At 66.3% G+C, this 25,749-nt stretch carries 28 protein-coding genes and 2 pseudogenes; 11 read left to right on the plus strand and 19 right to left on the minus strand.

The genetic code is table 11. The features are described from left to right. Nucleotides 1–32: 32 nt before the first annotated feature. The 4 genes from OC372_RS12515 to OC372_RS12530 all read right to left on the minus strand — a co-directional run bounded on the left by OC372_RS12515 (nt 33) and on the right by OC372_RS12530 (nt 3,153). Entirely contained in the window at nt 33–947 is a 915-nt protein-coding gene (locus tag OC372_RS12515; protein ID WP_029259133.1) for a cation diffusion facilitator family transporter, read from the minus strand. Between the two features lie 9 nt (nt 948–956). Then, complete coding sequence (locus OC372_RS12520; protein ID WP_315985398.1) at nt 957–1,946, minus strand: NAD(P)-binding domain-containing protein; 990 nt, start codon at nt 1,944–1,946, stop codon at nt 957–959. Continuing rightward, on the minus strand, nt 1,943–2,608 hold the full coding sequence (locus OC372_RS12525; protein WP_134352971.1) for a DsbA family protein: 666 nt from the start codon (nt 2,606–2,608) through the stop codon (nt 1,943–1,945). Before OC372_RS12525 ends, OC372_RS12520 begins: the two co-directional genes overlap by 4 nt. Before the next feature lie 71 nt (nt 2,609–2,679). After that, the gene (locus tag OC372_RS12530) at nt 2,680–3,153 is read right to left on the minus strand and encodes a hypothetical protein (RefSeq protein WP_029259136.1); all 474 of its coding nucleotides are present in this window, start codon (nt 3,151–3,153) and stop codon (nt 2,680–2,682) included. Between the two features lie 312 nt (nt 3,154–3,465). On the opposite strand from OC372_RS12530, the pseudogene OC372_RS12535 reads away from it, so the two are divergent. After that, a pseudogene (locus OC372_RS12535) lies at nt 3,466–3,684 on the plus strand (CoA-disulfide reductase); the annotation flags it as partial. An 81-nt stretch (nt 3,685–3,765) separates the two neighbouring features. On the opposite strand, the gene OC372_RS12540 reads toward OC372_RS12535, so the two are convergent. From OC372_RS12540 to OC372_RS12565, 6 genes are all read right to left on the minus strand, one after another. Beyond that, entirely contained in the window at nt 3,766–4,632 is an 867-nt protein-coding gene (locus OC372_RS12540; RefSeq protein ID WP_262002261.1) for a F510_1955 family glycosylhydrolase, read from the minus strand. A 60-nt stretch (nt 4,633–4,692) separates the two neighbouring features. Beyond that, the gene (locus tag OC372_RS12545; protein WP_029259139.1) at nt 4,693–5,292 is read right to left on the minus strand and encodes a DUF305 domain-containing protein; all 600 of its coding nucleotides are present in this window, start codon (nt 5,290–5,292) and stop codon (nt 4,693–4,695) included. An 85-nt stretch (nt 5,293–5,377) separates the two neighbouring features. Further along, nucleotides 5,378–5,839 (minus strand): DUF6153 family protein, encoded by a 462-nt coding sequence (locus OC372_RS12550; RefSeq protein WP_051671013.1) that lies wholly within the window; start codon nt 5,837–5,839, stop codon nt 5,378–5,380. Nucleotides 5,840–5,890: 51 nt separating this feature from the next. Further along, nucleotides 5,891–8,002, minus strand: a complete 2,112-nt coding sequence (locus OC372_RS12555) for a heavy metal translocating P-type ATPase (RefSeq protein ID WP_262002262.1) — start codon at nt 8,000–8,002, stop codon at nt 5,891–5,893. 56 nt (nt 8,003–8,058) lie between these two features. Continuing rightward, nucleotides 8,059–8,382: a heavy-metal-associated domain-containing protein gene (locus tag OC372_RS12560; RefSeq protein WP_029259143.1), complete on the minus strand. Its 324-nt coding sequence runs from the start codon at nt 8,380–8,382 to the stop codon at nt 8,059–8,061. A 31-nt stretch (nt 8,383–8,413) separates the two neighbouring features. Next, nucleotides 8,414–8,695, minus strand: a complete 282-nt coding sequence (locus OC372_RS12565) for a metal-sensitive transcriptional regulator (protein WP_029259144.1) — start codon at nt 8,693–8,695, stop codon at nt 8,414–8,416. Nucleotides 8,696–8,929: 234 nt separating this feature from the next. On the opposite strand from OC372_RS12565, the gene OC372_RS12570 reads away from it, so the two are divergent. From OC372_RS12570 to OC372_RS12590, 5 genes and pseudogenes are all read left to right on the plus strand, one after another. After that, on the plus strand, nt 8,930–9,289 hold the full coding sequence (locus OC372_RS12570) for an ArsR/SmtB family transcription factor (RefSeq protein ID WP_134352973.1): 360 nt from the start codon (nt 8,930–8,932) through the stop codon (nt 9,287–9,289). Next, the gene (locus OC372_RS12575; RefSeq protein WP_134352974.1) at nt 9,286–11,202 is read left to right on the plus strand and encodes a heavy metal translocating P-type ATPase; all 1,917 of its coding nucleotides are present in this window, start codon (nt 9,286–9,288) and stop codon (nt 11,200–11,202) included. The genes OC372_RS12570 and OC372_RS12575 overlap by 4 nt, the downstream gene beginning before the upstream one ends. After that, on the plus strand, nt 11,202–11,807 hold the full coding sequence (locus OC372_RS12580; protein WP_262002263.1) for a cadmium resistance transporter: 606 nt from the start codon (nt 11,202–11,204) through the stop codon (nt 11,805–11,807). Before OC372_RS12575 ends, OC372_RS12580 begins: the two co-directional genes overlap by 1 nt. Beyond that, a complete protein-coding gene (locus tag OC372_RS12585; RefSeq protein ID WP_262002264.1) occupies nt 11,804–12,337 on the plus strand; it encodes a signal peptidase II in 534 nt (177 codons plus the stop codon). The genes OC372_RS12580 and OC372_RS12585 overlap by 4 nt, the downstream gene beginning before the upstream one ends. Nucleotides 12,338–12,388: 51 nt before the next feature. After that, a pseudogene (locus tag OC372_RS12590) lies at nt 12,389–12,601 on the plus strand (CoA-disulfide reductase); the annotation flags it as partial. Nucleotides 12,602–12,776: 175 nt separating this feature from the next. Here OC372_RS12590 and OC372_RS12595 read toward each other — a convergent pair. Beyond that, nucleotides 12,777–13,088, minus strand: a complete 312-nt coding sequence (locus OC372_RS12595) for a thioredoxin family protein (RefSeq protein WP_262002265.1) — start codon at nt 13,086–13,088, stop codon at nt 12,777–12,779. A gap of 420 nt (nt 13,089–13,508) precedes the next feature. Here OC372_RS12595 and OC372_RS12600 point away from each other — a divergent pair, with 420 nt between their 5' ends. Beyond that, on the plus strand, nt 13,509–14,084 hold the full coding sequence (locus OC372_RS12600) for a VanZ family protein (RefSeq protein ID WP_262002266.1): 576 nt from the start codon (nt 13,509–13,511) through the stop codon (nt 14,082–14,084). An 89-nt stretch (nt 14,085–14,173) separates the two neighbouring features. On the opposite strand, the gene OC372_RS12605 is transcribed toward OC372_RS12600, so the two are convergent. Together OC372_RS12605 and OC372_RS12610 are read right to left on the minus strand one after the other, a co-directional pair. After that, nucleotides 14,174–14,533 (minus strand): hypothetical protein, encoded by a 360-nt coding sequence (locus OC372_RS12605; protein ID WP_262002267.1) that lies wholly within the window; start codon nt 14,531–14,533, stop codon nt 14,174–14,176. A gap of 144 nt (nt 14,534–14,677) precedes the next feature. Further along, nucleotides 14,678–15,031: a nuclear transport factor 2 family protein gene (locus OC372_RS12610; RefSeq protein ID WP_262002268.1), complete on the minus strand. Its 354-nt coding sequence runs from the start codon at nt 15,029–15,031 to the stop codon at nt 14,678–14,680. Between the two features lie 130 nt (nt 15,032–15,161). On the opposite strand from OC372_RS12610, the gene OC372_RS12615 reads away from it, so the two are divergent. After that, the gene (locus OC372_RS12615) at nt 15,162–15,947 is read left to right on the plus strand and encodes a helix-turn-helix domain-containing protein (RefSeq protein WP_029263794.1); all 786 of its coding nucleotides are present in this window, start codon (nt 15,162–15,164) and stop codon (nt 15,945–15,947) included. Nucleotides 15,948–16,110: 163 nt separating this feature from the next. Here OC372_RS12615 and OC372_RS12620 read toward each other — a convergent pair whose 3' ends face one another. The 6 genes from OC372_RS12620 to OC372_RS12645 are packed head-to-tail and all read right to left on the minus strand — an operon-like array spanning nt 16,111 to nt 22,158. Beyond that, a complete protein-coding gene (locus OC372_RS12620) occupies nt 16,111–16,707 on the minus strand; it encodes a DUF1349 domain-containing protein (protein WP_262002269.1) in 597 nt (198 codons plus the stop codon). Between the two features lie 11 nt (nt 16,708–16,718). Then, nucleotides 16,719–17,459 carry an ABC transporter ATP-binding protein gene (locus OC372_RS12625; RefSeq protein WP_262002270.1) on the minus strand — a complete coding sequence of 247 codons (741 nt, stop codon included), beginning with the start codon at nt 17,457–17,459 and terminating at the stop codon, nt 16,719–16,721. A gap of 5 nt (nt 17,460–17,464) precedes the next feature. Beyond that, entirely contained in the window at nt 17,465–19,762 is a 2,298-nt protein-coding gene (locus OC372_RS12630) for an FtsX-like permease family protein (RefSeq protein WP_262002271.1), read from the minus strand. Nucleotides 19,763–19,785: 23 nt separating this feature from the next. Continuing rightward, nucleotides 19,786–20,457 (minus strand): TetR/AcrR family transcriptional regulator, encoded by a 672-nt coding sequence (locus tag OC372_RS12635; RefSeq protein ID WP_262002272.1) that lies wholly within the window; start codon nt 20,455–20,457, stop codon nt 19,786–19,788. Continuing rightward, nucleotides 20,457–21,221 (minus strand): ABC transporter permease, encoded by a 765-nt coding sequence (locus OC372_RS12640; protein ID WP_262002273.1) that lies wholly within the window; start codon nt 21,219–21,221, stop codon nt 20,457–20,459. Before OC372_RS12640 ends, OC372_RS12635 begins: the two co-directional genes overlap by 1 nt. Further along, nucleotides 21,211–22,158, minus strand: a complete 948-nt coding sequence (locus OC372_RS12645; RefSeq protein WP_262002274.1) for an ABC transporter ATP-binding protein — start codon at nt 22,156–22,158, stop codon at nt 21,211–21,213. Before OC372_RS12645 ends, OC372_RS12640 begins: the two co-directional genes overlap by 11 nt. Nucleotides 22,159–22,498: 340 nt before the next feature. Between OC372_RS12645 and OC372_RS12650 the strand changes: the two genes are divergently transcribed. The 3 genes from OC372_RS12650 (at nt 22,499) to OC372_RS12660 (ending at nt 25,744) form a co-directional block, all read left to right on the plus strand. Further along, a complete protein-coding gene (locus OC372_RS12650; protein WP_029273773.1) occupies nt 22,499–23,149 on the plus strand; it encodes a GntR family transcriptional regulator in 651 nt (216 codons plus the stop codon). Nucleotides 23,150–23,346: 197 nt separating this feature from the next. Further along, nucleotides 23,347–24,369 (plus strand): TerC family protein, encoded by a 1,023-nt coding sequence (locus OC372_RS12655; protein WP_262002275.1) that lies wholly within the window; start codon nt 23,347–23,349, stop codon nt 24,367–24,369. A gap of 94 nt (nt 24,370–24,463) precedes the next feature. Continuing rightward, nucleotides 24,464–25,744, plus strand: coding sequence for a hemolysin family protein (locus OC372_RS12660; RefSeq protein ID WP_262002276.1), 1,281 nt, complete (start codon nt 24,464–24,466; stop codon nt 25,742–25,744). Nucleotides 25,745–25,749: the final 5 nt, after the last annotated feature.

Consider the following 25,749-nt stretch of genomic DNA (forward strand, 5'->3'; position numbering starts at 1 on the left):
TGAGGACGGCAGTGGTGCGTGCCGAGAGGCGTTTATGCATGGGTGTCGTGCTCTCCGGGGTGGGATTCGGGTTCGATCTGGAAGGTGGAGTGTTCGATGCTCACGGCGAAATGTTCGCTGACGCATTGCTGAAGTGATGTCAGCAGTGCGGCGGAAGCTTCCATCGTGACGGTGTCATCGACCACGACATGGGCGGTGAGCGTGGGGAGGTCGGTCGAGACCTGGGTCGCGTGGAGGTCGTGCACAGCGACCACGTGCGGAAGGGCAAGGATGTGGCGGCGGACGTCCTCGAGGTCGAGGCCGGCGGGTGTGGACTCCATCAACACCCGGCCGGATGCTCGCAACAGGATGAGGGTGCGGGGAATGATGAGCAGCGCGATCAAGACGCCCGCGACGGCGTCCGCCTGATACCAACCGAAAACGGCGATGAGGATGGCGCTGGCGATGACGCCGACGGAACCGAGGGCATCATTGACGACCTCGAGGAACGCGGCGCGCATGTTGAGATTGCGTCCGCGGCCGCTGAACAATACGAGCATGGAGGCGATGTTGGCGACGAGACCGACGATGCCGAAGAACAGCAGACTTCCCGAAGCGATCTCAGGGGGCTCGAACAGCCGCCGTACGCCTTCCACGAGCGCGAAGATGCCCACTCCGAGCAGCAGAGCTGCTTGAGCGAGCGCACCGAGCACCTCCGTGCGTTGAAGACCGAAGGTGTATTTGGGAGTCGGGGGACGATTCATCAGATGCGCAGCGGTGACGGCCATCGCCAACCCGATGACATCGGTGAGCATGTGTGCAGCATCAACGAGCAGTGCGAGGCTACCTGTGATGATCGCGCCGATCACTTCGACGATGAAGACCGAGGAGGTGATCGCGAACGCGATGACCAGGCGATTGCGGGGAGTGGCGTCACCAATACCGTGACTGTGCCCTGTTTCTGTCATGGTGCTCCTTTACGGCCGTCCAACGATGAGCCGGGCGACGGTCGCCGCATCGCGACTCGCCCCAGCGAGGGTGTCAGCGTCCGCGCGGGAGTATCGCGGCATGCCAACAGTGAACAGTCCGGGGATGCGTGCACTGACGTGCAATGGCTGCCCGGGCGGCTCCGAATCGGGCAGCCATGTGTCTGCCGGCCTGTATCCGGTCGCAAGGACCACGGAATACGGCTTCATGGACGCCCCATCGGCGAACATCACGGTGTCTCCGCGAATCTCCGTTACGGCGGCGGCATGAGTGACGTCTGTCGAAGCTACGCGGGGGCGTGCCTCGGACATCGGACCCTTACGCCGCAGCCTTGACCAGATGGGCCGCTCTGATACTCGTGAGGGTTCCGCTCGAGTGGAGAGGGTGACGTCGTGGGAGGACGCGAGTTCCTCAGCAATCTCCACTCCGCTGTATCCGCCGCCAACAACCAACACGGGGCCGGGGGGTACCTGCGCGGGGTAGAGGTACTGGCTGGAATGCAGCACAAAACCGGGTACTGCTAGTTCCTGGCGCCACCCCGGTATGCGCGGCACGGCGGCAGCTCCCGTTGCGCAGACCACATTTCGGGTTTGCACTTCCCCGGCGGAGGTCGACAGATGCAGCGTGGATCCGTCGCCCAACCGGTTGACTCCAAGAGCTCGTGTGCTCCACACGGTTTTCACACCGATGGCTTTCTCCACCGAAGACAGGTAGTCGGACATCTCATCCGCACTCGGATGACGGTCTTCATCGCCCGGGAAAGGGAACCCGCGGACGACACTGTGGCGTGCCGCACTGCGTAGTTTCATCGACTGCCGCCGTGTGACCCAGCTTCGTTGACCGGGGGTTGCAGAATCGATGATCACGAAGTCTTTCTGTGGCTCAAACCCGGAGGACCTGAGCGCGGCGGCTGTCGCCAATCCGGAGTGCCCGGCGCCAACGATGATGACGCGACGGTGCGATAGCGAATGCGCCATCATTCAGCACCGTTCACCGCGGCTTCAATGCTGTCCTCCAGATCGGTCCACGTCTCCAGTACGACAGGCTCCCCATCGATGAAGAACGAGGGGGTACTGCTGACACCGAGCTGCTCACCCTCGTCTAGATCAAATTGAACCCGTTCTGCTGTCGCAGGATCAGCGACAGCCTCATCGAACGCGGCCATGTCCAATCCGAGTTCCTCCGCAAACCCCCGGAACAGGTCCGCCCGCGACTCTTGAGCCTCACCCCATTGAGGCTGCGTCTCGAACAGGCGGTGATACATGTCTTCGAGGCGGCCCTGCTGCGCTGCGGCTTCGGCAGCGATCGCGGCGTTCTTCGAGTTGAGGTGACCCGGCAGCGGGAAGTAGCGGATCACGTAAGTGATCTCGCCATCGAACTTGCCGCGGAGATCCTCGACGAGGGGATAGAAAGCACCGCAGGCCTCGCACTCGAAATCGAGGAACTCGACAACCGTCACCGCCCCTTCCCCTCCGTCATCGAGGACATGCGAGTTCTCACGGACGACCTGTGGACCATCAGCGGGCCCCGTCTCGGGTGCGGCAGCTTGATTCTGATTGATGAGGACGAAGACCAGCGCGACGACCAGCAACACCACGGCAAAAGCCACGGTGACAAGTACCGCTTTCACGGAAGATTTCATAGACACTCCAAACACACACAACGAACGAGGACGACCAGTGGAGCGCCATCGAAAAGATGGCGCCGCCAGGGTCAGGTCCGCGACAGAGAAAGCTGTGTGAGAGAAGGAGGCAATGCGAACAGGCGCCCCGTCATGGCCGCCAGTGATGGTGCGCGCGGCAAACGTTCGCGAATGCGAGAAGAGGGGACGTGACGGAGGAAGGTCCGCGTGACGATGAGCACCAAGAAGCAGCAGATGATACCCAAGAGGCACCCGGCAACACCGATCATGATGTCGTTTGCTGTGTCCCCGGTCACGAATTGTTCGGCGGTCGCGCCGGCAACGCTTTCACCCGAACCCGCCGAGACATGGCCGGCGGAAGGCGTTCCTAGTGACGATGAGGATGTCGTGCTCAGATACGGAGTCGCGTCCGTCGCGTCACGGTGGCCGCCCGGCCATGCTCCGACAACGAGAAGAAGCGCCAGCCCGAGGGCTGTAATGATCTTCGTTATCAGGAAATCGTCGGCGCGGCTGGCGCAGTTGCGAGTGCGACCGTAGACGACCATGATCTCAGGATGCTACCAGCCCCACCAATCAAGATTCCTTGCGAACTCGTGAGCCACGCGCTGGTTCTACCGGCGAAACGAGGAAGTCTTGGGACGTCCGCTGAGCCAGCCCATCGCCCATTCAACTGGGCCAGTTCCGGCGAAGCGCCACCACAGCCAACCCACCACGATCATGCCCGGAACGATCACCAGCCAGCCCAAGTAGAAGTTCTCTGCAGAGCGGCCATACGCGTTACTCCAGAGCGCGATGAGGCCGCCATGCAGCAAGTACAGGGACAACGCCACCCGACCGCACGCGCACAGGGGAACAAAAGGGGTCTGCTGCTCGGCGCGCAGCTCGTCGGCACCCGCGGTGCGGAGATCTCCAAGCGCGTCGACACCTACGCCACGGCTCTGCACCACGGCATGACCGTCGCAACGATGAGTGACCTCGACCTCTCCTGCACGCCCCCGCTCGGCTCCCCATGGGACGCCGTGCAGCTCGCAACGCAGGCATGGGAGCGCCAAACTCGGACGAGCACTTTGGTGTAAGTAACCCCTGGGATCGGCTACCTCAGCCCAAGTCGTTGCTGCGATCCGAACCCGGGAAAGATTGTGACCGTTCGGGGCGGCCTAGCGGGGCAGCGCAGTGAGTCCGCTCTGATCGAAGACCAAGATGTCGCCGCCGTTCGTGATGGTGATCACTTGTGCGGAGCCGTGGGTTGTGCCGGCGGGAACCCACTCCGCGCCTGATGCGGGTCTGACCCAGATCTGTCCGCCGTTGCCGACACCGACGAGGCGCTTGCTATCGGGTGAAGCGGCGAGGAGGTAGAGCAGCGGTGCATCGTTCACGGTGGTGAACGTGGCGCCCTCATCCGCGCTGACTTGCAGCCCGTCGGGTGTGGCGGCGAACAGTTGCCCTGCGGCGTCGATGGCGAGGTTGACCGCGACGACTTCCCCGGCGGGCGACCATGTCTGTCCGGTGTCGTCGCTGCGGAGCAGTTCGATGGAGTCTGACGCAAGCCCGTACAGGCTCTCGTCCGGGCCGGCGGCGAGAGCGTGGAAGTCCTTCTCTCCGGTGAGCGAGACCGGTGACCAGGATCGGGCGCTGTCGTCGCTTCGGATGATTCCGAGGTTGGGGGAACCGAGTTCGGGGGCAGTCGTTCGCCCGGGGTGTCCAGACGCGATGAGGGTATCCCCGATGGCGGTGAGGCCCATCGCGTCAAAGTCGGTGTTCTGGACGCGGTCGCCAATTTCGCCGTCAAGCGTGGCCGTGTAGATCCCGTCGTGGGCGCCCAGTAGGTAGCCGTCTCCTGAGGGGTCAGGCACGATCGCGTGGACGTGTTCGATGGTGGTGGCGTGGTCGTGTCCGGTGGTCGGCTCGGCAGGTGCTGTGCACCCGGCGAGCACGATGCTGGCCGCGATTGTCGTAGCGATCGTGAGTGCTCCGCGACGTCGCAGGCGGGAAGTAGGCAGGGTGAAGTTCTTGAGGGTTCGCATGATGGTGTCCGCAAACAGATCTATGGGTGGGGTGCGGGAGTCCCGCACCCCACCCGTGGATCACGGAGTTGCGAGGATCTCCTTCATGGTGGCGATCTCTTCCGTTTGCGTGTCGATGATGGTCTCGGCCAGTGCGACGGCGTCGCTGTTCTGACCGTTGTCGACTTCGTCTTGCGCCATGTCGACGGCACCCTCGTGGTGCTGGATCATCTGCTCGAGGAACAGACGCCCCGCATCGGGACCGGCGGCATCTTCGAGGGCCTGCATGTCCTCTTCGGACATCATGCCGCTGCCGTGATCCATGCCCTCCATGCTGTCCATCTCCGCGCCCCAGTCTTCGAGCCACTGGTCCATCTGCTGGATCTCGGGCTCCTGAGCGGCTTTGATTTCTTCGGCGAGAGAGACGACGCGCTCGTCAACGCCGTCCTTGCTGAGGAGGACGTCGGACATCTCGATGGCCTGTGCGTGGTGTTCCTTCATCATGCTGGCGAACATGATGTCGGCGTCATTCGCATCTGCTGTCTCTGCGGGCGCGGACGAGCTGCCGCCGTGGTCCATGCCTTCCATGCCGTTGTCGGATCCGGTGGTTCCCGCGCAGCCGGCGAGGGCGAGCAGTGCGGTGAGGGTGAGTGCGGCGATCGCCGCGGGTCGAATCTTCATGAGGGTTCTCCAAGGGTCAGTGATGGGGCCCGGCGGCTGCCGGTGCCCGAGGGTGCGTTGCCCGCCAGAGCGGGCTAGCGCGTGATCACGTGCGACTGATGCAGAGAACCGTGAGAGATGGAGGCGGGGGAAGGGCGTGAGCGCGGGCGGGCCCGCGTGTTGTCGCGGGCGCGCGGGTCGCAACCAAGAGGGTGTGCCGCCAGCCGAGCCCGATCCGCCTGAGAAGGATGGTGGCCACCAGGAGCGCGAGGACGCACGCCATCCACGTCATCGAATCTCCGGCCCCACACGTCGCGCATCCCGCCTCCTGTGTCGGCGCGGCTGGCACGAGGGCGGTCGCGGAGGCGTCGGGGTGATGGGCGGATACTTCGGCCTGAGTGCTGACGGTGACGGTGTCATGGTGACCGGCGGCCGTCGCATGCGAGTTGAAGGAGTGCATCGCCAGTAGGCCGGCGATAATGCCCACGGCGATCGCGAGGACGGCCAGGACGGTGTGGGTGAGCGTGCGCGGTCCGCGCACCTGTTGTGAGACCTTGATCAGCGACATACTCACCTCCCGTTCGCCCCAGCCTACGTCCGTCGACCTAACTGTTTCTCGCTACTTACCGGCCACGGCGTCCGGGCGCAGATCCAGTCGGCGCAGCAGCTGCGCGTTGAGCGCGACGACGATGGTTGACAGGGACATCAGCAGCGCGCCCACGGACATCGGGAGCACGAACCCGATCGGGGCGAGCACTCCGGCGGCGAGGGGGACGGAGAGCAGGTTGTAGCCGGCGGCCCACCAGAGGTTCTGCTTCATCTTCCGGTAGCTGGCCCGCGACAGTTCGATCACCGAGAGCACCGACCGGGGGTCGTCGCTGGCGAGGATGACGCCCGCGGACGCGATCGCAACATCCGTCCCGGCGCCGATGGCGATGCCGACGTCGGCCTGCGCGAGCGCGGGGGCGTCGTTGACACCGTCTCCGACCATCGCGACCTTGCGCCCTTCGCCTTGCAGCTCTTTCACCTTCGAGGCCTTGTCTTCGGGTCGGACCCCGGCGAAGTACCGGTCGATGCCGAGCTCGCCCGCGACGGAGGCTGCGACCGCGTCGGCGTCACCGGTGATCATGACCACCTGCACGCCACGCTCGTGGAGGGCCTCGACGGCGTGACGCGACTCCGCGCGGATCTCATCCGCCAAGCGCAGGGCACCCGCGACCTGTCCGTCGACGAGCACGTGGAGGATGATCGCACCCTCACGGCGCCACTCGTCGGCGACCGGTAGCTCGGAGGCGTGTTCCTGCTCGAGCATGTACGGGCCACCGACCTGCACAACGCGCCCATCGACACGTGCACGGACCCCGACCGCCGGGGACGATTCGAAATCGGCTGACGAGGGGACCGTGAGGGTCTTCTCTTTCGCCGCGTTGACGATCGCGCGGGCGAGGGGGTGTTCGGAGTCTGCTTCCGCGGCCGCGGCCCAGGCCAGCAGCTGGTCAGGGTCGGTCCCGGAGACGGGGTCGATCGCGGTCACGGCGGGGGTGCCCTTGGTGAGCGTGCCGGTCTTGTCGAACAGGACGGTGTCGACGGTGCGCATGCTCTCCAGCGCGAGACGGTCCTTGATCAGCACGCCTCCGCGAGCGGCACGCTCGGTGGCGATCGACACGACGAGCGGGATCGCCAGACCGAGCGCGTGCGGGCAGGCGATCACCAGCACGGTGATCGTGCGGATCACGGCGGCGTCGGGCATGCCGACGATCGTCCAGACGATGGCGGTGATCGCGGCGGCGCCGAGCGCGAACCAGAACAGCCACCCGGCGGCCTTGTCTGCGAGCCGCTGCGCGCGCGAGGATGAATTCTGCGCTTCGGTCACCAGCTTTTGGATCCCCGCGAGAGCGGTGTCGTCGCCGATCGCGGTGATCTCGACCCGCACCCCGGAATCGGTGGCGACGGTGCCGGCGATGACCTGGTCGCCGTCGCTGCGGCGCACGGGCCGGGACTCGCCGGTGATCATCGACTCGTCCATGCTGGCCGAGCCCTGCACGATCCGCCCGTCAGCGGGCACCCGCCCGCCTGGGCGCACCACCACCACGTCACCCACCAGCAGATCGGACGGGGCGACCGTCACGGTCGTGTCGCCTTCGATCTTTTCCGCCTCGTCGGGCAGCAGTGCAGCGAGGGAATCCAGTGCTGAGGTGGTCTGTGCGAGGGAGCGCATCTCGATCCAGTGGCCGAGCAGCATGATCACGATCAGCAGCGCCAGCTCCCACCAGAAGTCCAGCTCATGATGGAGGAGGCCGAGGCTCGCGCCCCAGGATGCGAGGAACGCGACCGTGATCGCGAGGGCGATCAGGAGCATCATTCCGGGCTTGCGGGCACGAAGTTCACTCACCGCGCCGGTGAGGAACGGGGCCCCACCCCAGATGTACATGACCGTCCCGAGAACCGGGGACACCCACCCAACCCAGGCGGCTTCCGGCAACGGGTACCCGAGCAGCATCGAGAACATCCCCGAGAACCCGACAACCGGGACCGCAAGGACCAGCATGATCCAGAACAACCGCCGGAACTGGCCCACGTGATCGCCGTGGCCCGCGTGACCGCCGTGGCCCGCGTGACCTTGAGGAGCGCCGTGGTCGTGGCTCATCGCCGCGTGGTCATGCTGCGCCGTCGGCGCGGTGCCGGGATTCTCGTGTGCGATGTGATGGGTGTGCTCGTCGTGCTGGCTCATCAGAACTCCTTGTTCGATGCGCCCGGGGTCGAGCCGGGTGCGGACGGATAAGTGAATCAGGCCTGGCTGGTCGCGAGGCTGTAACCGGCCTCTTCGACCGCAGCCCTCACGGCAGCGGGATCGACAGGGGCTGCGCTGTGGATCGTCACGCGGGACGAGCCGCCGGCGTTCAGGTCGACAGCGACGAACGCGACACCGTCAAGCGCGCTCAGTTCCTCACTGACGCTCGACACACAGTGCGAGCACGTCATTCCCGTGACCAGTACCTCTTCCGAGACCGGGGCCGCCACAGGAGCGGATGCCTCGATGTTCGATGGGGCTGCGCAGCATGCGCAACCAGCGTTTGCGTCCTTCAGTCCGAGTTCGATGCGGTCAGTCATAGTGAATTTCTCCAGATCGTTAGACGTGTGGTTATGAACGGACCAGGCGAGCGATGGCGTCGTTAGCTTCGCGGACCTTCTCCGCCGCAACCTCGCCACCCTCAGCGCTTGCCTGAGCGACGCAATGGCTCAGATGGTCACCCAGGAGCGACAAGGCCACCGTTTCGAGCGCCTTCGTGGCCGCAGCGACCTGCGTCAGGATGTCGATGCAGTACTTGTCCTCATCGACCATCCGCGAGATACCTCGCACCTGACCCTCAACCCGACTCAATCGCTTGCGCAGATCCGCCTTGTTGTCGGTGTAACCGTTCATACCCACAACATACCCCCTGGGGGTATATAACTCAACAGGCACCGGCCTATTCCCGAACGACAGCCTCCGGCTGCAGTTTCGCGGGACGATCGCTATCGAGCGCCCGGCGGCATGCGGCGTCGTCCACCACAGCAGGATCGCGCACCTCACGACTGATTGACGCGGCGACGAACAGAACGCCATAACATTCGATCGAATTGATAACCAGTCAGCGGTCACTGTATAGTTCAGTGCATGCTGACCATTGCTTCCCGTCTTGATGTGATGAACCGACTCGGCCGGGCCATGGCTGATCCGACCCGTTCCCGGATCTTAATGACGTTGCTCGACGGACCGAGCTATCCCGCTGTGCTCTCGCGCGAACTGGAGCTGACGCGCTCGAACGTGTCGAACCACCTCACCTGTCTACGCGATTGCGGCATCGTCGTTGCCGAGCCGGAGGGCCGTCAGACCCGATACGAAATCGCCGACCCACACCTAGCTGCTGCCCTCGTCGCACTGGTGGACGTGACGCTGGCTGTCGACGAGCACGCCCCGTGCGTGGACTCGGCGTGCACGGTGGCGGGCTGCTGCGGAGCGGGAGCTGACGCGTGAGCGCGGCGTGTGGCTGCGAGCACGAGCCTGCCGCCACGGCGGGAGAGGAACACGAAGAGGCTGAGCGGCCCTGGTGGAAAGACCGCGGGATCATGGTGCCGATCTTCTCGGGTGTCGCGTTCCTGGGGGGTCTGATCCTCGAATGGTCCGGCTTCGAGATCCCGGCGTTGGTGCTGTTCTGGGTCGGACTACTGCTGGGTGCGTCGACGTTCACGCCGAGCGCGATCCGGAAACTATTCAAGGGCAAGCTCGGCATCGGGTTGCTGATGACGATCAGCGCGATCGGCGCAGTCATCCTCGGGTACGTGGAGGAGGCTGCAGCTCTGGCATTCTTGTACTCGATCGCTGAGGCGCTCGAGGACAAGGCGATGGACCGCGCCCGCGGCGGGCTAAGGGCACTGCTGAAGCTCGTGCCGGAAACAGCGACGGTGCTGCAGGGCGGCACCGTCGCGCAGGTACCGGCGAGAGAGTTGACGGTTGGCCAGGTCATGGTGGTCCGCCCGGGTGAGCGGATCGCGACCGATGGGATCGTGCGTTCTGGGCGCTCCAGCCTGGACACCTCGGCGATCACCGGGGAGTCGATCCCGGTCGAGGTCGAGCCCGGCGATGCGGTGTCGGCCGGCGCGATCAACAATGCCGGCGTGCTGGAGGTTGAGGCGACGGCTGCGGGTACCGATAACTCGCTCACGACGATCGTGGAGCTGGTCGAGAAAGCGCAGACCGAAAAGGGCGAGCGTGCCCGTCTCGCGGACAGGATCGCCCGTCCACTGGTGCCCGGCGTTTTGATCCTCGCGGCGCTTGTCGCGATCATCGGTTCGCTGCTGGGTGACCCCGAGGTGTGGATCACCCGCGCGCTCGTCGTGCTCGTCGCGGCCTCCCCGTGTGCGCTGGCGATCTCGGTGCCGCTGACGGTCGTCGCTGCGATCGGTGCCGCGAGCAAGTTCGGTGTGATCATCAAGTCCGGCGCCGTTTTCGAGCGCTTCGGTACGGTCCGGCACGTCGCCGTCGACAAGACCGGAACCCTTACCCGCAACGAACCCGTGGTCACCGCCGTACTCACCGCGAACGGTGTAACCGAGGTCCAGGCGTTGGCGTGGGCGGCTGCGCTGGAGCAGCACAGCACACATCCTCTTGCCTCAGCGATCACCGCCGCAGCTCCGGGGACACCGGCAGCTGCAGATGTGACCGAGCAGGCCGGCCACGGTATTGACGGCACCGTCGACGGATCGAGAATCACCGTCGGCAGTCCCCGCTGGCTGGACGCCGGCGACCTCGTTGAGCGGGTCGCAACGCTGGAAGAGCAGGGCATGACCGTCGTCATCGTGCACCGAGACGGGTCACCGGTCGCCGCGATCGGCGTCCGCGACGAGCTGCGCCCTGAAGTCCCCCAGGTAGTCCGGACACTCACCGGCCAGGGCGTCGGGGTGACGATGCTCACCGGCGACAACGCCCGGACCGCTCGTGCACTGGCTGCGCAGGCCGGGATCAGCGATGTGCGAGCGGAGCTGCGCCCGGAGGACAAGGCGACCGCGATCGGGGAACTGTCGAAGGCGGGACCGGTCGCGATGATCGGCGATGGCATCAACGATGCCCCCGCCCTCGCTGGCGCAGACGTCGGCATCGCGATGGGCGCGACCGGCTCCGACGCAGCGATCGAATCCGCCGACGTGGCCTTCACCGGCCATGATCTACGCCTCATCCCGCGGGCGTTCGATCACGCCCGCCGCGGTCGACGGATCATCAACCAGAACATCATCCTGTCGCTGCTGATCATCACCGCCCTGCTCCCGCTCGCGCTCTTCGGCGTCCTGGGGCTCGCGGCTGTCGTCCTGGTCCACGAGGTCGCCGAGGTCATCGTGATCCTCAACGGCCTGCGGGCCGCCCGCACCCGCACGCCACGACTGGGACGCTGATGCTCGCCACCATTGGATCAGCGATCGGCCTGTTCGCGGCAACCAACATCGACGACATCGTCGTGCTCACCGTGCTTTTCCTCGCCTCCAGCCGAGGGAAACCCCGGCCGTGGCAGATCGTCGCAGGCCAGTACCTCGGGTTCATCACCCTCGTCGTCATCAGCGTGATCGCCGCACTCGGCCTCACCATCGTCCCGGACGAATGGGTCGGCTTCCTTGGCCTGATCCCGCTCGGCATCGGCATCTGGACGCTCATTCGCGGCCTGCGCCGCAACGGCGATGACGATGACGACGCCAAGATCACCGCGGTCGGACTGTGGGGGGTCGCGGGTATCACGATCGCCAACGGGGCGGACAACATCTCCCTCTACACGCCGATCTTCCGCACCAGCACTCCCGGCGACGTCGCGATCATGATCGTCGTGTTCCTCATCCTCGTTGCCGTCTGGTGCGCGGCCGGCCGGCTCATCGGCACAAACAAGGCAGTCACCGAGGGGTTGGAGCGCGTCGAGCACTGGCTTGTACCGGCAGTGTTCATCGGTCTGGGCCTGTTCATCCTGATCGAATCCGGCGTCATCGTCCGTCTGATCGAGGTGCTCGGGTGACCTCCTCCCAGGCAGAAGGCCACCCGCCCGCTGCGCGAAAGCTGCCGTCGGCGCGGCGGTGGCAGCTCACTGGCGGAGCGCTCCTGATCGCCGCGATTGTCGTGCTGATTGATCAGGGAACGAAGGTGTGGGCCGAAGCGACCCTCACTGAGCGTGAGCGCATCCCCCTAATCGGTGACCTGTTGGGTTTGCAGCTCGCCTACAACCCCGGAGCGGCATTCTCCTTCGGGGAAGGCTTCACCTGGGTGTTCGCGCTGCTAGCCGTCGCCGCCACCGTCACAGCAATCGTGTTCGCGTTCCGAGTACAACGCCTGCGATGGGCAATCGTCATCGGCGCGCTCGGAGGAGCTGCCGCCTCACACGCAGGCGACCGCCTTTTCCGCGATCCCGGATTCGCCCGCGGACACGTCGTGGACTTTCTCGCCTACGGAAACTGGTTCATCGGGAACATCGCCGACATCGTGATCTTCGCCGCAGCGATCACCGGAGCGCTCCTCATGATCCGCGCCGGCGATGAGACCACAAAGTGAAACCGCTTTGAGAAGCGGGGACAACCCATCAACTCGCCCTCTACATCGGCGCTATTGCTCGGCGCGCAGCTCGTCGGCACCCGCGGTGCGGAAATTTCCAAGCGCATCGACACCTACGCGGCAGCGCTGCACCACAGCATGACGATCGCCGCAATGAGCGACCTCGACCTCTCCTACACGCCCCCGCTCGGCTCCCCCTGGGATGCCGTGCAGGTCGCAACACAGGCATGGGAGCGCGAAGTCCGGACAATCGCCGTGGTGTAGCTCGCCCGTGCGTGCGGCTTCTGAGTGTGGGGACTACGTAGGCGGGCGGTCACGTCGTAAGCGAAGCGCGACCCACAAACCGCATCGTCGACAGATGAACGCACCGTCGTCTCCGAGGGCGTGCAGCTTCCTTCGTGGTAGATGCCGGCCGCAGCACGTGCAGGCGACATCGAGCTCAGTCTCCATAGGCCCTCATTGCCTCTCGGATCTGTTCAACCGTTGGCATCCCGGCCAACCCAGCAGGTGTGCTGTAGATGCGGCAAGCCAACTCACTACTACGATCCGACCCCGGGAAGAGATCGTTTCCGTCCACCGTGATCGTCGGGGAGCCCGCAAATTGAACCCCGGCGGCGTCTTCCTCTGTTCGGATGAGTCGATAACGCAGGCTCAATCCGTCGTGGCCTGTTTCGCGAAGCGCCTCGGCAACACGACGACTGGCCTCAACCCAGCTAGGGCAATCAGCGATATGCAGCAGCTCAATCTCCACGACTCAATCATCCTCGATTCTCTGCTGATGTCGTGACCCATTTGTGGTGGAGGGCTATCACCGAAAACGATCGTTTCCGGCAGCCCCCTCCCAGGCCGCCGGCCGACCACACGACACGCCGGCCGTGCGCCGACCGAAACCCCCTGCCGGAACCTGCCGCGCCGAAACCGTCCGCTCGACGTTTTACGCAGGACGGGTTGAGACGCGATTACCGACAAGTTTCGTGAGACAACGGGCGCTTTCGGCGCCGCATCAGCCACCCGTCTTTCCGGGGCTGCTCTGTCTCACCAGCCGACAACTTTCGTGAGATCGGACATCAGTCGCGTCGGTCGAGGTTGGCGACGATCGTCGCAGGTCCCGGTGCTTGTACGATCAGTGCGGTGCTTTTGCACCGCACCATGGAATCACCGGAAGCAGTGAATGAAGTTCGTCGAAGTCCCCATGCTCCCGATCGTGATCCCCTTCGGAGTCGTGATCTTCCTCGTGCTGATCCGGGTCCTCCGCTCCCGAGGGCGCGTCACGCTCGCCCGGGCGAGCGTCGCGGCCGTCCTCGCGGTCTACGCGGGCGGAGTGCTCGCCAACACGGTGTTCCCGATCTTCCTTCGCGTCGGGACGGGCTTCTATGACGGGCCGCGCCCGTTGTCGCTCTACCTCGTGCCGTTCGTCGACTACGGGTTCGAGGACGCTCTCATCAACGTCGCCGTGTTCGTCCCGCTCGGCGTGCTCGTCCCGTTGCTCACCGCGCGTGCGAGCTGGTGGAAGGTGTTGGCGATCGTCGCCGGTGCGAGCCTCGCCATCGAGCTGACGCAGATGGCCGCCTCGCGGCTCGCCCTCAGCGGACACCTCGCGGACATCAATGACTGGCTGACGAACATCCTGGGCGGGATCATCGGGTACGGACTGTTCGTCCTCGCGACGCGCTCGAAGACGATCGCCGGATTCGTCCAACGGTTTCGGTGGCCGACGCGTGCGCGCGTGAGTAGCCAGCCGGTCTGATCCTCGAAGTGCCGGAAAGCCCAGCCAGACCGTCGGCACCGAGATGGTCCGCCTCGCGTTTCCGACCGGGTGGTGTGGACGTCAGGCGCTCATGGGTGCACGGCTGCTCGGATCTCTGCGGCGATCGATTCTGCATCGTCGGTACTCAGAAGGATCTCGTCGAACCCGATCGTGGCTCGGTCGACGGCGATCCGCAGCAGGCGGTGCCCGCGCTTCATCGAGACCAGTCGCCGCACCCCTGAAGGGTGCCTGAAAGTCCCCAGCTTGCGGTAACCGGAGACGACGAGGCCGGATCTCACCCCGAGTATCTCTGAGGTCCACCCCTGTTCGATGGACACATCGCGGATCGCCGACCTCGGTATCAGTAGCTGAGGCAAGCCCGTCATCGTGGCCTCCCAGCCGGGGAACTGCACGTGCACTCCCGCTCGGTCGCATGTGATGTCGGTCATCGTGTGCTCCTTGCTACTGCGAATGGGGTCATCTTGAGAACATTATCAACCTGATAACAGTGACGAGTCAAAGTGCAGGACAGGCTTTCCCGAGCTGGCCGCGCACGCGGAGCCCTCTCCCGCTCCGCGTGCGCGGTGATGAGGTTAGGCGGGTACCTTGTCGAGGAATCCGAGGACCTGGTGGATACGGCCCTGGCCGTCGCCGACGACGACGTCGAAGCCGATTACGAGCGGTTCGGCTCCTGCGGGGCCAAGCCCCCACTGAAAGCGGGTGAGGCCGTGATGTGCGTCAGGTTCGCCGACGAGCGTGAACACGAACCCCGGGAACTGTTCCCGCACGGCGCCGATCGTGGCCGAGATCTGGTCTCGTCCACCGACATCGACCAGAGGGTCCGTGTATGTGGCGCCTTCCGTCCAATGCTCGGCGAGGAGGCGGTCACGAGCGTTCGCGTCCGAGGCGTTCCAGGTCTGCAGATACAAGTCGGTGATGGGGGTCATATCGGGGCCTTTCGGTATCGGCCGCAGCGGAGCCGCCGCGGTGAAGCCATGTTGGGCGCGGAGGGGTAGTCGCGTCGATTACCTCGGAGGTCATGGGTCGAACCACGACTGTTGGCTAGGGTCGAGAGTCATGACCGTGATCCATGCCGGCGACGTCGGGGTGCTCTTGCGCGGCTGGCGCGAGCGGAGACGGCTCAGCCAGCTGGAGCTCTCAGCCCGTGCACACGTCTCGACCCGACACCTCAGCTTCGTCGAGACCGGGAGGTCCAAGCCCACGCGAGAAATGCTCGATCGACTCTCTGCACACCTCGACATACCGCTGCGCGAGCGCAACCAGCTGCTCCTCAGTGCCGGGTTTGCGCCCGCACATCCCGAGCGGGCGATGAACGCACCGGAACTCCGTTCTGTCAGCTCGGCGTTGCGACAACTCCTCGACGCCCATGCGCAGTACCCAGCGCTGGTGCTTGACCGCTGGTGGGACGTTATGGACCGCAACGCCGCGACAGACGTGCTGCTCGAGGGATGCGCACTGCACCTCCTCGAGCCTCCCGTCAACGCCGTACGGTTGTCGCTGCACCCGGAGGGTCTCGCGCCCCGGATCCGCAACCTCGGTCAATGGCGAACCCACCTCATCGGTCAGGTCTGCGCTCGCGCCGACCGCACCGGCGACTCCCGCCTCCGTCGCCTGGCGGAGGAGGTCGCGGCCTACCCCGGCGACGACGTAGGGCGGCCGGCGGTCACGGATGTCGTCATCCCGCTCGAGCTCGAGGTCGCGGGCGAGGACCTGCGCTTTTTCAGCATGTCCGCGGCCGTGGAGTCTGCGCTCGACATCACCATCGACGAACTGCGTATCGAGTCGTTCTATCCCGCCGACGATGCCACAGCACGCTGCTTGCGCCACCGACAGCCATCGTGAGATCGGACGAACGACTGCCGAGGGGGCCTGCTCAAGGACGCCGGAGCAGAGATGCTCGGTCAGACGATCTGTGCGGAATCGCGCTGACGCCACAGTGCGTTCGTCGATGAGGAGGTCGTGGTGCCGAACAAGTCGCCGTGCTGGCCGTACATCGCGCCCGGCCTCAGGAACCGTCGCGCAGGTCGGCCGGGGCTCCCGCCGAGAACCGGATCCGGTCGAAGCGCGAGTCGCAGTCCTCTCCCATCGGCGCCTGTGACATGAAGCCCACCGTCACGGGGAGGTCGGTCTTCAGGCGGAACACCCGGACGAACTCCCACCGGTCGCCGTCGTCGGAGGCGTGGAAGGCGAATGCGTCTCCGACACGGGCGACGCGGAGATACACGAACTCGCGCTCGACGAGGGTGGAGTTGCAGTCGTCGGAGAACTCGTTGGTCACGACGCTGACGACCATCGCCCGCCCGTCGGGCGAATACTCGAAGCAGAGCTTGGCCCAGTACTGCTCATCGCACCACAGTCCCAGCACGGCGGCGTCGAACGTCGTCCGCTCCCCGACGACGCGAACCCTGGCACTCAGCGTGAAGTCGCCATCGGTCCGAAAGCCCAGCAAGCTCGCGCCGTGCTGAGTGGGACCGCCGAGCGAGTCGTTGGTCCAATCTCCTCCCGGTGCCGCATGGAGGGTGAGCTCGCCGGTGTCGCCGTCGTAGCTCGCATCCAGTTCGCCGTTGGTCCATTCGAGCGTCGGCAGGGCAGGTATCCGCATGGTCGTTCTCCTCAGTGTGATGACGTCAACATATCGTGTGGCCCGGGCCCGTCGGTGAGATGGACGGCGTCGACCATCCGGCCGTCGACCAGATGACGGCGGGACCGCGCCCGCTGAGCGACCACATCGTCGTGCGTGACGACGATGATGGTCATGCCTGAGGCGTTCAGTTCGTCGAACACGTCGAGCACGTCGTCCGTGGCCTCCCGGTGCAGGGCACCGGTCGGCTCGTCCGCGATGAGGATCGGCGGACGATTCACGAGGGCGCGGCAGATGCCGACCCTCTGCCGCTGGCCGCCGGAGAGCTCGTGCGGTGCGCGAGCGCCGAGGTGTCCGATCCCGAGCCGATCCATGAGCTGCGCGGTGTCCGCCAGGGTGTCTGCGGAGACCCGGCCGCGTCGTCGCACCGCCGGGAGCAGGATGTTGTCGATCACCGCCAGCTCGTCGAGGAGGTCGGTGCGCTGGAACACGAAGCCGAGGGTGGTGCGACGGATGTGTGCGAGGGCCTTGTCGTCGAGCGCGGAGAGATCGTCGTCGCCGATGCGCACCGACCCCGATGACGGCTGGTCCAAGCCGCTCAGACACGAGAGCAGAGTCGTCTTGCCGGAGCCGCTGGGACCCGTGAGAGCCAGATAGTCGCCTTCGGCGACGTCGAGGTCGATTCCGTCGAGCACGGTCGCGAAGTCGCCCGCGGCCGACTCGAAGCGTCGGGTGACGGCGCGCGCCGTGATGAGTGCGGGCGATCGTTGCATGTCGGTCAGCTTTCGTTGAGGAGTGCGGGGCTGTGGGCGGAGGCGATGAGGGCACCGACCACGGCGGCGGCAGCCACCACGGGGCCAGTGATCAGGCTCCAGCCGTTGGCCGCGACGAGGTCGGTGGCGCCTCCGCCGAACGAGGAGAGGGTGGCACCGAGCACGCCGGGCCCGAGCGACTCCGTCGCGACCCACCCGAGGAGAAGACCGGCCCCGGCGACACCCACCGCCCGGAGCAGGGGGATCGTGCGCAGCCCGCCGCGAGTCCATCCGAGGAGCCGCAGCAGACGCAGATCGGACTCGTCGCGAGTCGCCTCGAGCCGCCCCCGGAGAGCGAACACCAAGAGCATCACCACGGCAGCGGCTGCCCAGGCGATCATCGACGCCGTCTTCAGACGCTCGACCGTGTCGCCCAGCGTGTAGTGGACGAACCGGTCCAGCTCGGTGAACGACGCCGACGGGTGGTCGAGCGCGAGCGCCGAGGCTTTCTCGCCCTGATCGACGCCTTCTCGGAGGTCGACCATGAACGTCTGCCACAGGGGGATACCGTCACCACCGGGCAGCTCGACGGCTTTCCCCGATCGGCCACCGTTGGTGATGTCGTGATACAGGCCTGTGATGCGGTATCGATGGGTCGAACCGGCCGAGTCCACCTGGACAGACTGGCCGACATCCACTCCGGCCGTCTGCGCGGCGAGGGTCGACAGCGCGAGCTCCCCGGGCCCCGCGGGTGCTTCGCCACGGGCATAAGCGAGGGGGAAGGCCGACGTGTCGCCCACTTCCAGAGCGACGTCATCGGTGCGCGCCGCGGCGATGAGCGCGACCCGGAAGCTGGTGGCCTTCGCGAACCGGGCGATGTCCGGGTCATCGCGCAGAGACCGCTCGAGCGCGTCGCCCGCGCTGGCCTCCGCACCCTCGCGGACGAACGCACGGAGGTCGCTCTGGCCGACGCCCATGGTGGTGATGAAGTCGGGCGCCGCGATCGTCTGGGTCACGCGCTGGGGCAGGGCCGCCAGTGCGACCGCGAAGCCGACCATGACGATCAGCAGCACGGCGGTGGTGCCCCGCGTGGTGAGGCCGCGTGCGGCGAGGCGGATGCTGACAGGAATCGGAAGATCCCATCGCAGCGCACGCGGACGACGTCGGGTCTGCGCCGACACCCCGGGCCTGGTCAGAGCGAGCAGCGGGCTGATGCGCCGCACCCGGCGCAGCAGCTGCGCCGCGAGCGCGGTCGGGATCGCGGATGCGACCACGACGGCCAGCAGCATCACGATCGTCCCGGTGCTGCCGTGCCCGCTCGAAAGGACGACGTCGCCGCCCCGCAGAAGCGCGGATGCAGGGAAGACCAGGAGCAGGGCGACCAGCACCGCGACACCCGACTGCACGGCGTATCCGAGAAGCAGGGTCGAGGAGACCTCGCGGTGCGAGAAGCCGACCGCCCGCATCACACCGATCCGACGGGCGTCCTGTTCGAGGGCGGTGAGGACCATGATCCGCAGGCACAGCAGCGTGATGGCGAGCAGGACGATGCTCACCAGGATGGTGAGGATGGCGACCAGACCGTCGGTCAGCGCGGCGATCAGACGCAGCAGGCTCCCGTCGACGGCCGCACCGTTGGCCGGGAGTCCGGCCAGACGGTAGGCCTCCGCGAATCGATCTCCTGCGTCGTCGACCAGGCGGAAGGTGAGGATGTGCTCCACGGGGAGCCGTTCGGCAAGGTCGTTCCAATCCCTTTCGGACACCACGAACCGCTTCGAGTTGACCAGACTCGGCCCCATCTGGGCGTCGCTGACGGTGTCGGCGACCGTGAACGTCTGCACGTCACCCTGCACGGCGATCTCGACCGTGTCACCGCGCGCGAGGTCGTAGGCGTCGGCGTAGTAGCCGGGCACGGCGATCTCGCCGTCGCGGACGTTGGTCGGCGTGCCGTCGGGTCCGAGCAGGAAGTCGAATCGAGGGCTCTGGGTGACCAGCAGGAGGTCCATCACACCGTCGCGCGCGGCATCCGTCATCCCGTGCATCCGAAGGTTCTGGTTGTCGAGCTGGAGCGCATCCTGCACCTGGTGGTCGTCGACGATGTCCTGGTGCGTCGCGGCGAAGGAATCCAGCGATGAGGTCTCCAGCGGACCGACGTGCATCTGCACGGCGTCCGGCGCTTCCGCGAGCGCGAAGAGCCGCTCCGTCGCCCCGATCGTCGAGACGAGGGTGGCGACACCCGCGCCGGCGGTGGCGGAGCTGATCGCCATCAGCAGGATCAGCGAGACGCTGCTCAGGGGATTCCCACGGATGCGTGCGAATGCCATCCGCCACGCGGTCGAGGCCGCCCTCACGATGTCGGGGGGAGGGCGAACGGCCAGCCGTGCAGGATGGCGCCGATGCCCGCCTCGAACTGCCGTTCGGCCGACGGGGCCCACCCCGCGGCGATGATCCGGCCGAGGTGGGGCAGCTGCGACAGCAGTGCTGCCTCGGTGTCGTCGTGCTCGCCCTCGGCCTCGGTCGTCTCCGCAGCGGTGGACTCCGACCCCGCGGGAGCGCTGAACTCTCCCATCGCCGAGGCGACGGTGATCATCACGAGCACGTTGACGAGGTCGCCGAGGGTCGGATCGACCGGAGCCCCGAGGCCGAGCAGGATGCCGATCGCCTCGTCGGCCACGGCGAGCGCCGCGGGGGAGGTGATCGGGTGCGTCGCGACGATCGGGATGAGTCCGGAATGCGCGGCGAGCTCGGTGCGGATGGCCCGCATCAGTTCGTGCGCGTAGGCGCGCCAATCGGGCACCCCGGAGGTGGAGGGAAGCGAGAGTCCCGTCCAGAATTCGTCGGCGAGTGCAGCGGCGAGGTCCGACTTCCCGGCGAAGTGCCGATAGGCGGTCATCGGGTCCGCCCCGAGCGCGGTGCCCAGGCGGCGCATGGTGAGCTGGTCCAGGCCGTCGGCGTCGATCAGCTCGAGCGCTGCCGACAGCACGTCGGCGCGGGAGATCCGCTCCGGTCGAGGTGTCATCAGGAGATTCCTTTCCGCCTGCGCAGGGCGAGCAGTGCGACGGCGAGCAGGACGAAGCCCGCAGCGAAGCCGAAGAGTGCCATCGACGGGCCGAGCGTGTCGAGCGCTCCGGCATGATCCAGGGTGAGAGACCGCATGGCCTGCAGTGCCCAGTATGCGGGCGACGCCGGAGCGATGGTCTGCATCCAGGTCGGCAGCGACTCGACCGGCCCGAACGCACCGCCGATCCCCGCCATGAGCATGGCGAGCACGTTGCCGATGACCAGTGCGAGCTCGAGGGATCGGGATGCCGACACCAGGAGCAGTCCGAAGCCGATCATCGCCGATGAGAACGCCACGAGCACCAGGACCAGTCCGAGTACGGAGCCGTTGGGGCGGTACCCGAAGAGGAGCGCGCCGCCGAGGAGCACCGCGACGAACTGCAGCAGCTGCGCGGCGAATGCCGTCAATGACTTGCCGAGGAGGAGGTCGACGCTGCGGGCCGGTGATGTCCGCAGCCGGTCCCACGTGCCCCACTGATGATCACGGAAGAACGCCGTGACGACCTGCTGGACGCACAGGAGGGCGAACAGCACGGCCAGGCCGGGGACGGCGTACTCGACACCGGACGCGGAGGCGTAACCGGCGGCGGCGAGCTGCCCCCGCGCACCGGGAACGAAGAACGGGACGAACACGAGCGGGATCACCGTCATGACGACGACCGGAGACGGGTCGCGCCACAGGATCCGTGCGTCGATCGCTGCGACCGCGAGACTATGCCGCAACACCGTGCACCTCCGCGTCGTCGAGTGTCGGCGTCTCCTGCTCGTGGAGCAGGCGCACGTACGCGCTTTCGAGGGTCGGGCGAGGGAACCGCACATCGATGATCGCGCTCGCGCTCACGCCGAGACGCGCGATCAGCTCGGCGAGCAGCTCACCCGCGCTGGTGCCCGTCGATCCGCTCACGAGCCAGTCGCCCTCGCGCACCCAACCGGCCGGCGGCTGAGTATTCGGCTGCAGGCGCACGCGCACGCCGTCGCCCTGCGACCTCACCACCTCGCTGACGTCTCCGAGATCTCGCAGCACACCGTCGTGCAGGAGAGTGAGCCGTGACGGGAGCTGCTCGAGCTCGGTGAGGTAGTGGGTGGTGTAGAGCACGGATGCTCCGTCGTCGGCGATGCGGCGCACCAGGTCGAGGATCTGCTGGCGCGACTCCACGTCGGCACCGACGGTCGGCTCGTCGAGGAACAACAGGCGCGGGCTGTGGGTGAGCGCCATCGCGAGGTGCAGTCGGCGCTGTTGGCCGCCGCTGAGCTGATCGGCGCGGATGCCGGTGCTCTTCGTCAGCCCCAGCCCCTCGATCACCTCCGCGCATCGTGCGCGCAGCTCACGCCCGCGCACGCCGTGAAGGCGAGCGAACCCCGCGACGTTCTCGCGCACGGTGAGGGAGGGGTAGATACCGAGACGTTGCGGCGCGCTGCCGATCACGGCGGCGGCGGTATCCCGGCGGGAGGCGAGGTCGATGCCGTCGACGGTGACCGACCCGGAATCGGGTGCCAGCGACCCGTTGGCGATGGCGATCAGGGTCGACTTGCCCGCGCCGTTGGGTCCGAGGAGGCCCAGGATCTGACCCGCCGGCAGGGCGAGATCGACGCCGGAGAGCACCGCGCGCTCGCCGAAGGATCGCCGGATGCCGCTCAACCGCAATCGTGTGTCGCTCATGATTCCCCTTCGTAGATCTACATCGTAGACTAACTGAAGAAGCCACCGCGTGGGCTGGGTCGACGAAGGGATCGACGAGGGGATGATCCGCGCGTCATGCTCTGTCGTCGATGCCCCGGATTGACATCGGCACCTGGCCGGAGATGACCTGTCGCTGTGGGAGCCGCTGCGACCGGAAGGCTTCTGCACCCCGGCCTGGCGCCCTCACGGCGGTTTCCACGGTCGTCGGCCTCTGGGATGCGATACATTGCATGGTAGGTAGAACTTCAGGCTCTACGTCGCTTTCCGTTCGAGTGGAGGAAAATTGGCACTCTCAGGTGGACCCCTCGAGCGCAGATCCATGAGTGACGAGGCATACGCCCGGTTGCAGGAAGCGATCATCAGCGGCGAGCTGCGCCCCGGTGAGCGTCTGCGGGACTACGAGCTCGCCGAGCGGCTCGGCACCTCGAAGACGCCGATCCGCCACGCGCTGGACCGCTTGGCCGATCACGGCCTGGTCGAGATGCAGCGCAACCGCTACACGCGAGTCGCGCCGATCGACCTCGATCGGGTCCGCAACGCCGTCGACCTCTTCGGCGACATCTGGATCGGCTCCGTACGCCACGTCATGCCGGTGATCCAGGATGACGACGTCGCGTACCTCACGGATCTCGCCGACGACATGTCGCGGTCGGTGAAGTCACGTGACGTGACGGGCTTCGGGACTGCGCTGCGCGCCATCGCCACCGGCTTCGCCCGCATCGAGGGCAACGCTGCGCGAGCGGTCATCATCGAACGTCTCGGACCGCAGATCCGGCGCTTCGGCGAGCACTCGCGGGACGCTTTCGAGTGGGACAAGATCGAGGCCTTCACCGTCGCCATGCGCGAAGCGATCAACGCGCGCGATGCGGTCCAGACCCGAGCAGTGCTCGTCACGCTCTTCGACGACGTGCTCCCCGCGACGATCGACCGTGCCGAAGTCGCGGGTGTGGACATCATCGACGAGGACTGAGTCCACCGGCGCCGGCATTCCAGGCGAACCCACAGGAATCGCAAAGGGTCGTCTTCTAGCCTGGAGATCCCAAGGGGAGTACTCCGATACGGTCGGGTCGTCATTACGGATGCACGTCGCATCCCGGGCCACCGGTTCCTGTTCAGGAATGGAGAAGACTTTGGCGGTGCAGTCGTACCCCGAAGTCTGGAGCCCGTTTGGACATCACCCCCCTGATCTGGATCATCACGATCGCGGTCACGATCGCGTTCTTCGTCTATGAGTTCTTCGCGCACGTGCGCACGCCTCACGAGCCGACGATCGCGGAGTCGGCGCGCTGGTCGATCTTCTACATCAGCCTCGCGCTGCTGTTCGGCGTCGGCATCGGCGTCTTCTCCGGCTGGACGTTCGGCGGTGAGTACTTCGCCGGTTATCTGACTGAGAAGGCACTGTCGATCGACAACCTGTTCGTCTTCCTCATCGTGATGACCGGCTTCGCAGTGCCGAAGATCTATCAGCAGAAGGTTCTGATGATCGGCATCGTGATCGCGCTGATCCTGCGCGGCATCTTCATCGCCGTCGGCGCGACTCTCATCGAGAACTTCTCGTGGATCTTCTACCTGTTCGGCGCACTGCTCCTCGTGCTCGCCTACCGTCAGGCGTTCAGTAACCACGAGAGCAACCCCGCGAACGGGCGCTTCATGACGTTCGTCCGTCGACACCTGCCCGTCAGCGACGAGTACCACGGCGACAAGCTGACCGTCGTCAAGAACGGCAAGCGCTTCGTCACGCCGATGCTGCTCACGATCATCGCGATCGGGTTCATCGACCTGGTGTTCGCCGTCGACTCGATCCCCGCGATCTACGGTCTCACCGACCAGGCGTACATCGTCTTCACCGCCAACGCCTTCGCGCTCATGGGCCTCCGACAGCTCTACTTCCTCATCGGCGGCCTGCTCGAGCGGCTCGTCTACCTGGCCCAGGGGCTCGCGATCATCCTCGGGTTCATCGGCGTCAAGCTCGTCCTGCACGCGCTGCACGTCAACGAGCTGCCGTTCATCAACGGCGGCCAGGGCGTCGAGTGGGCACCCGAGATCCCGATCTGGTTCTCGCTGCTGTTCATCGGCCTGACCATCGCGGTGGCCACGGCGGCGAGCCTCATCAAGACCCGTCGTGCCCCGGATGCCGTCACCGCTTCTACCGACACCACCCCCACCATCACCCAGAAGGAGCACTCTTGAGCGCGCAGCGCTGTTCTGACTCTTCGGACTCCGACAGTACGAGCGCCCGGTTCATCCCGGGCGCTCACCCCACCACAGAGGAGGCGGCCCGCTGATGGGCGACCTCCTCTGGAACATCGCCCTGGTCTTCGCGTTCGTGCTGATCGGCGGTGTCTTCGCCGCCACCGAGATGGCACTCGTCACGCTGCGCGAGAGCCAGATCAACGCGATCGGCCAGCGCGGGCGCCGCGGGGCGAAGGTCGCGGCCCTCGCCCGCAACCCCAACACCTTCCTCTCGGCGGTGCAGATCGGTGTGACCGTCGCCGGGTTCGCCTCGGCGGCGTACGGTGCGACATCGATCGCGCCGTCCCTGGCGCCCGTGCTCGAGTCGTGGGGGCTGGCCCCCGCGCTCGCGCTCACGGTCGCGACACTCGTTCTCACGCTCGTGATCGCCTACCTGTCGCTCGTGCTCGGAGAGCTCGTGCCCAAGCGCCTCGCGATCCAGCGCAACGCGCAGTTCGCCTACGCGGTCGCGCCCGCTCTCAACGGCTTCGCCACGGTCATGCGTCCGGTGATCTGGCTGCTCTCGGTGTCGACGAACGCCCTCGTCCGGCTGCTCGGCGGAGACCCGCACAAGACGAGCGACGAGATGACCGATGAGGAGGTGCGCGACATCGTGGCCAGCCATCAGGGGCTGCCGGATGACGAGCGACGCATCCTCGACGACGTGCTCTCCCTGCGGGGGCGGCAGGTCAGCGAGGTCATGCGCCCGCGCCCGGAGGTCGTCGCCCTCGACGAGGCCGCGAGCGTCGGCGAGGTGATGGCGCAGGTGCGTGATCTTCCGTTCTCGCGCTACCCCGTCTCGGAGACCTCGATCGACGACATCACCGGGTTCGTGCACGTCCGTGATCTGTTCGAGGCCGCGTCCGACGATCCGACGCGGCCGCTGCGCGCGCTCATGCGCGAGATCCCGTACATCCCCTCGTCCGCGCGTGTGCTGCCGACCCTGACCCGGATGCGTGCGGAAGGGCACCACATCGCCGTCGTCGTCGACGAGTACGGCGGCACCGACGGCCTCGTCACCCTGGAAGACCTCGTGGAGGAGGTGGTCGGCGAGATCTTCGACGAGTATGACGCCGAGGTGTTCATCTCCGCAGACGACGGACTCGACGGGCGACTCAACCTGCAGGACTTCGAGGAGGCCACTGGCCTGGCGATGCCGCGCGGCTCGTCCGACACCATCGCCGGATTCGTGACGGAGCAGCTGGGGCGACTCGCCGTCGTCGGCGACACGGTCGAGGTTCCGGGCGCGACGATCCAGGTGGCGGAGCTCGATCGACGTCGGATTTCGCGTGTGCGGGTCACGCTCGAGCAGGTCGGGGAGCCGCAGGTCTGACCGCG

The organism is Microbacterium sp. Mcb102, assembly GCF_024519805.1.
Taxonomy (GTDB): domain Bacteria; phylum Actinomycetota; class Actinomycetes; order Actinomycetales; family Microbacteriaceae; genus Microbacterium.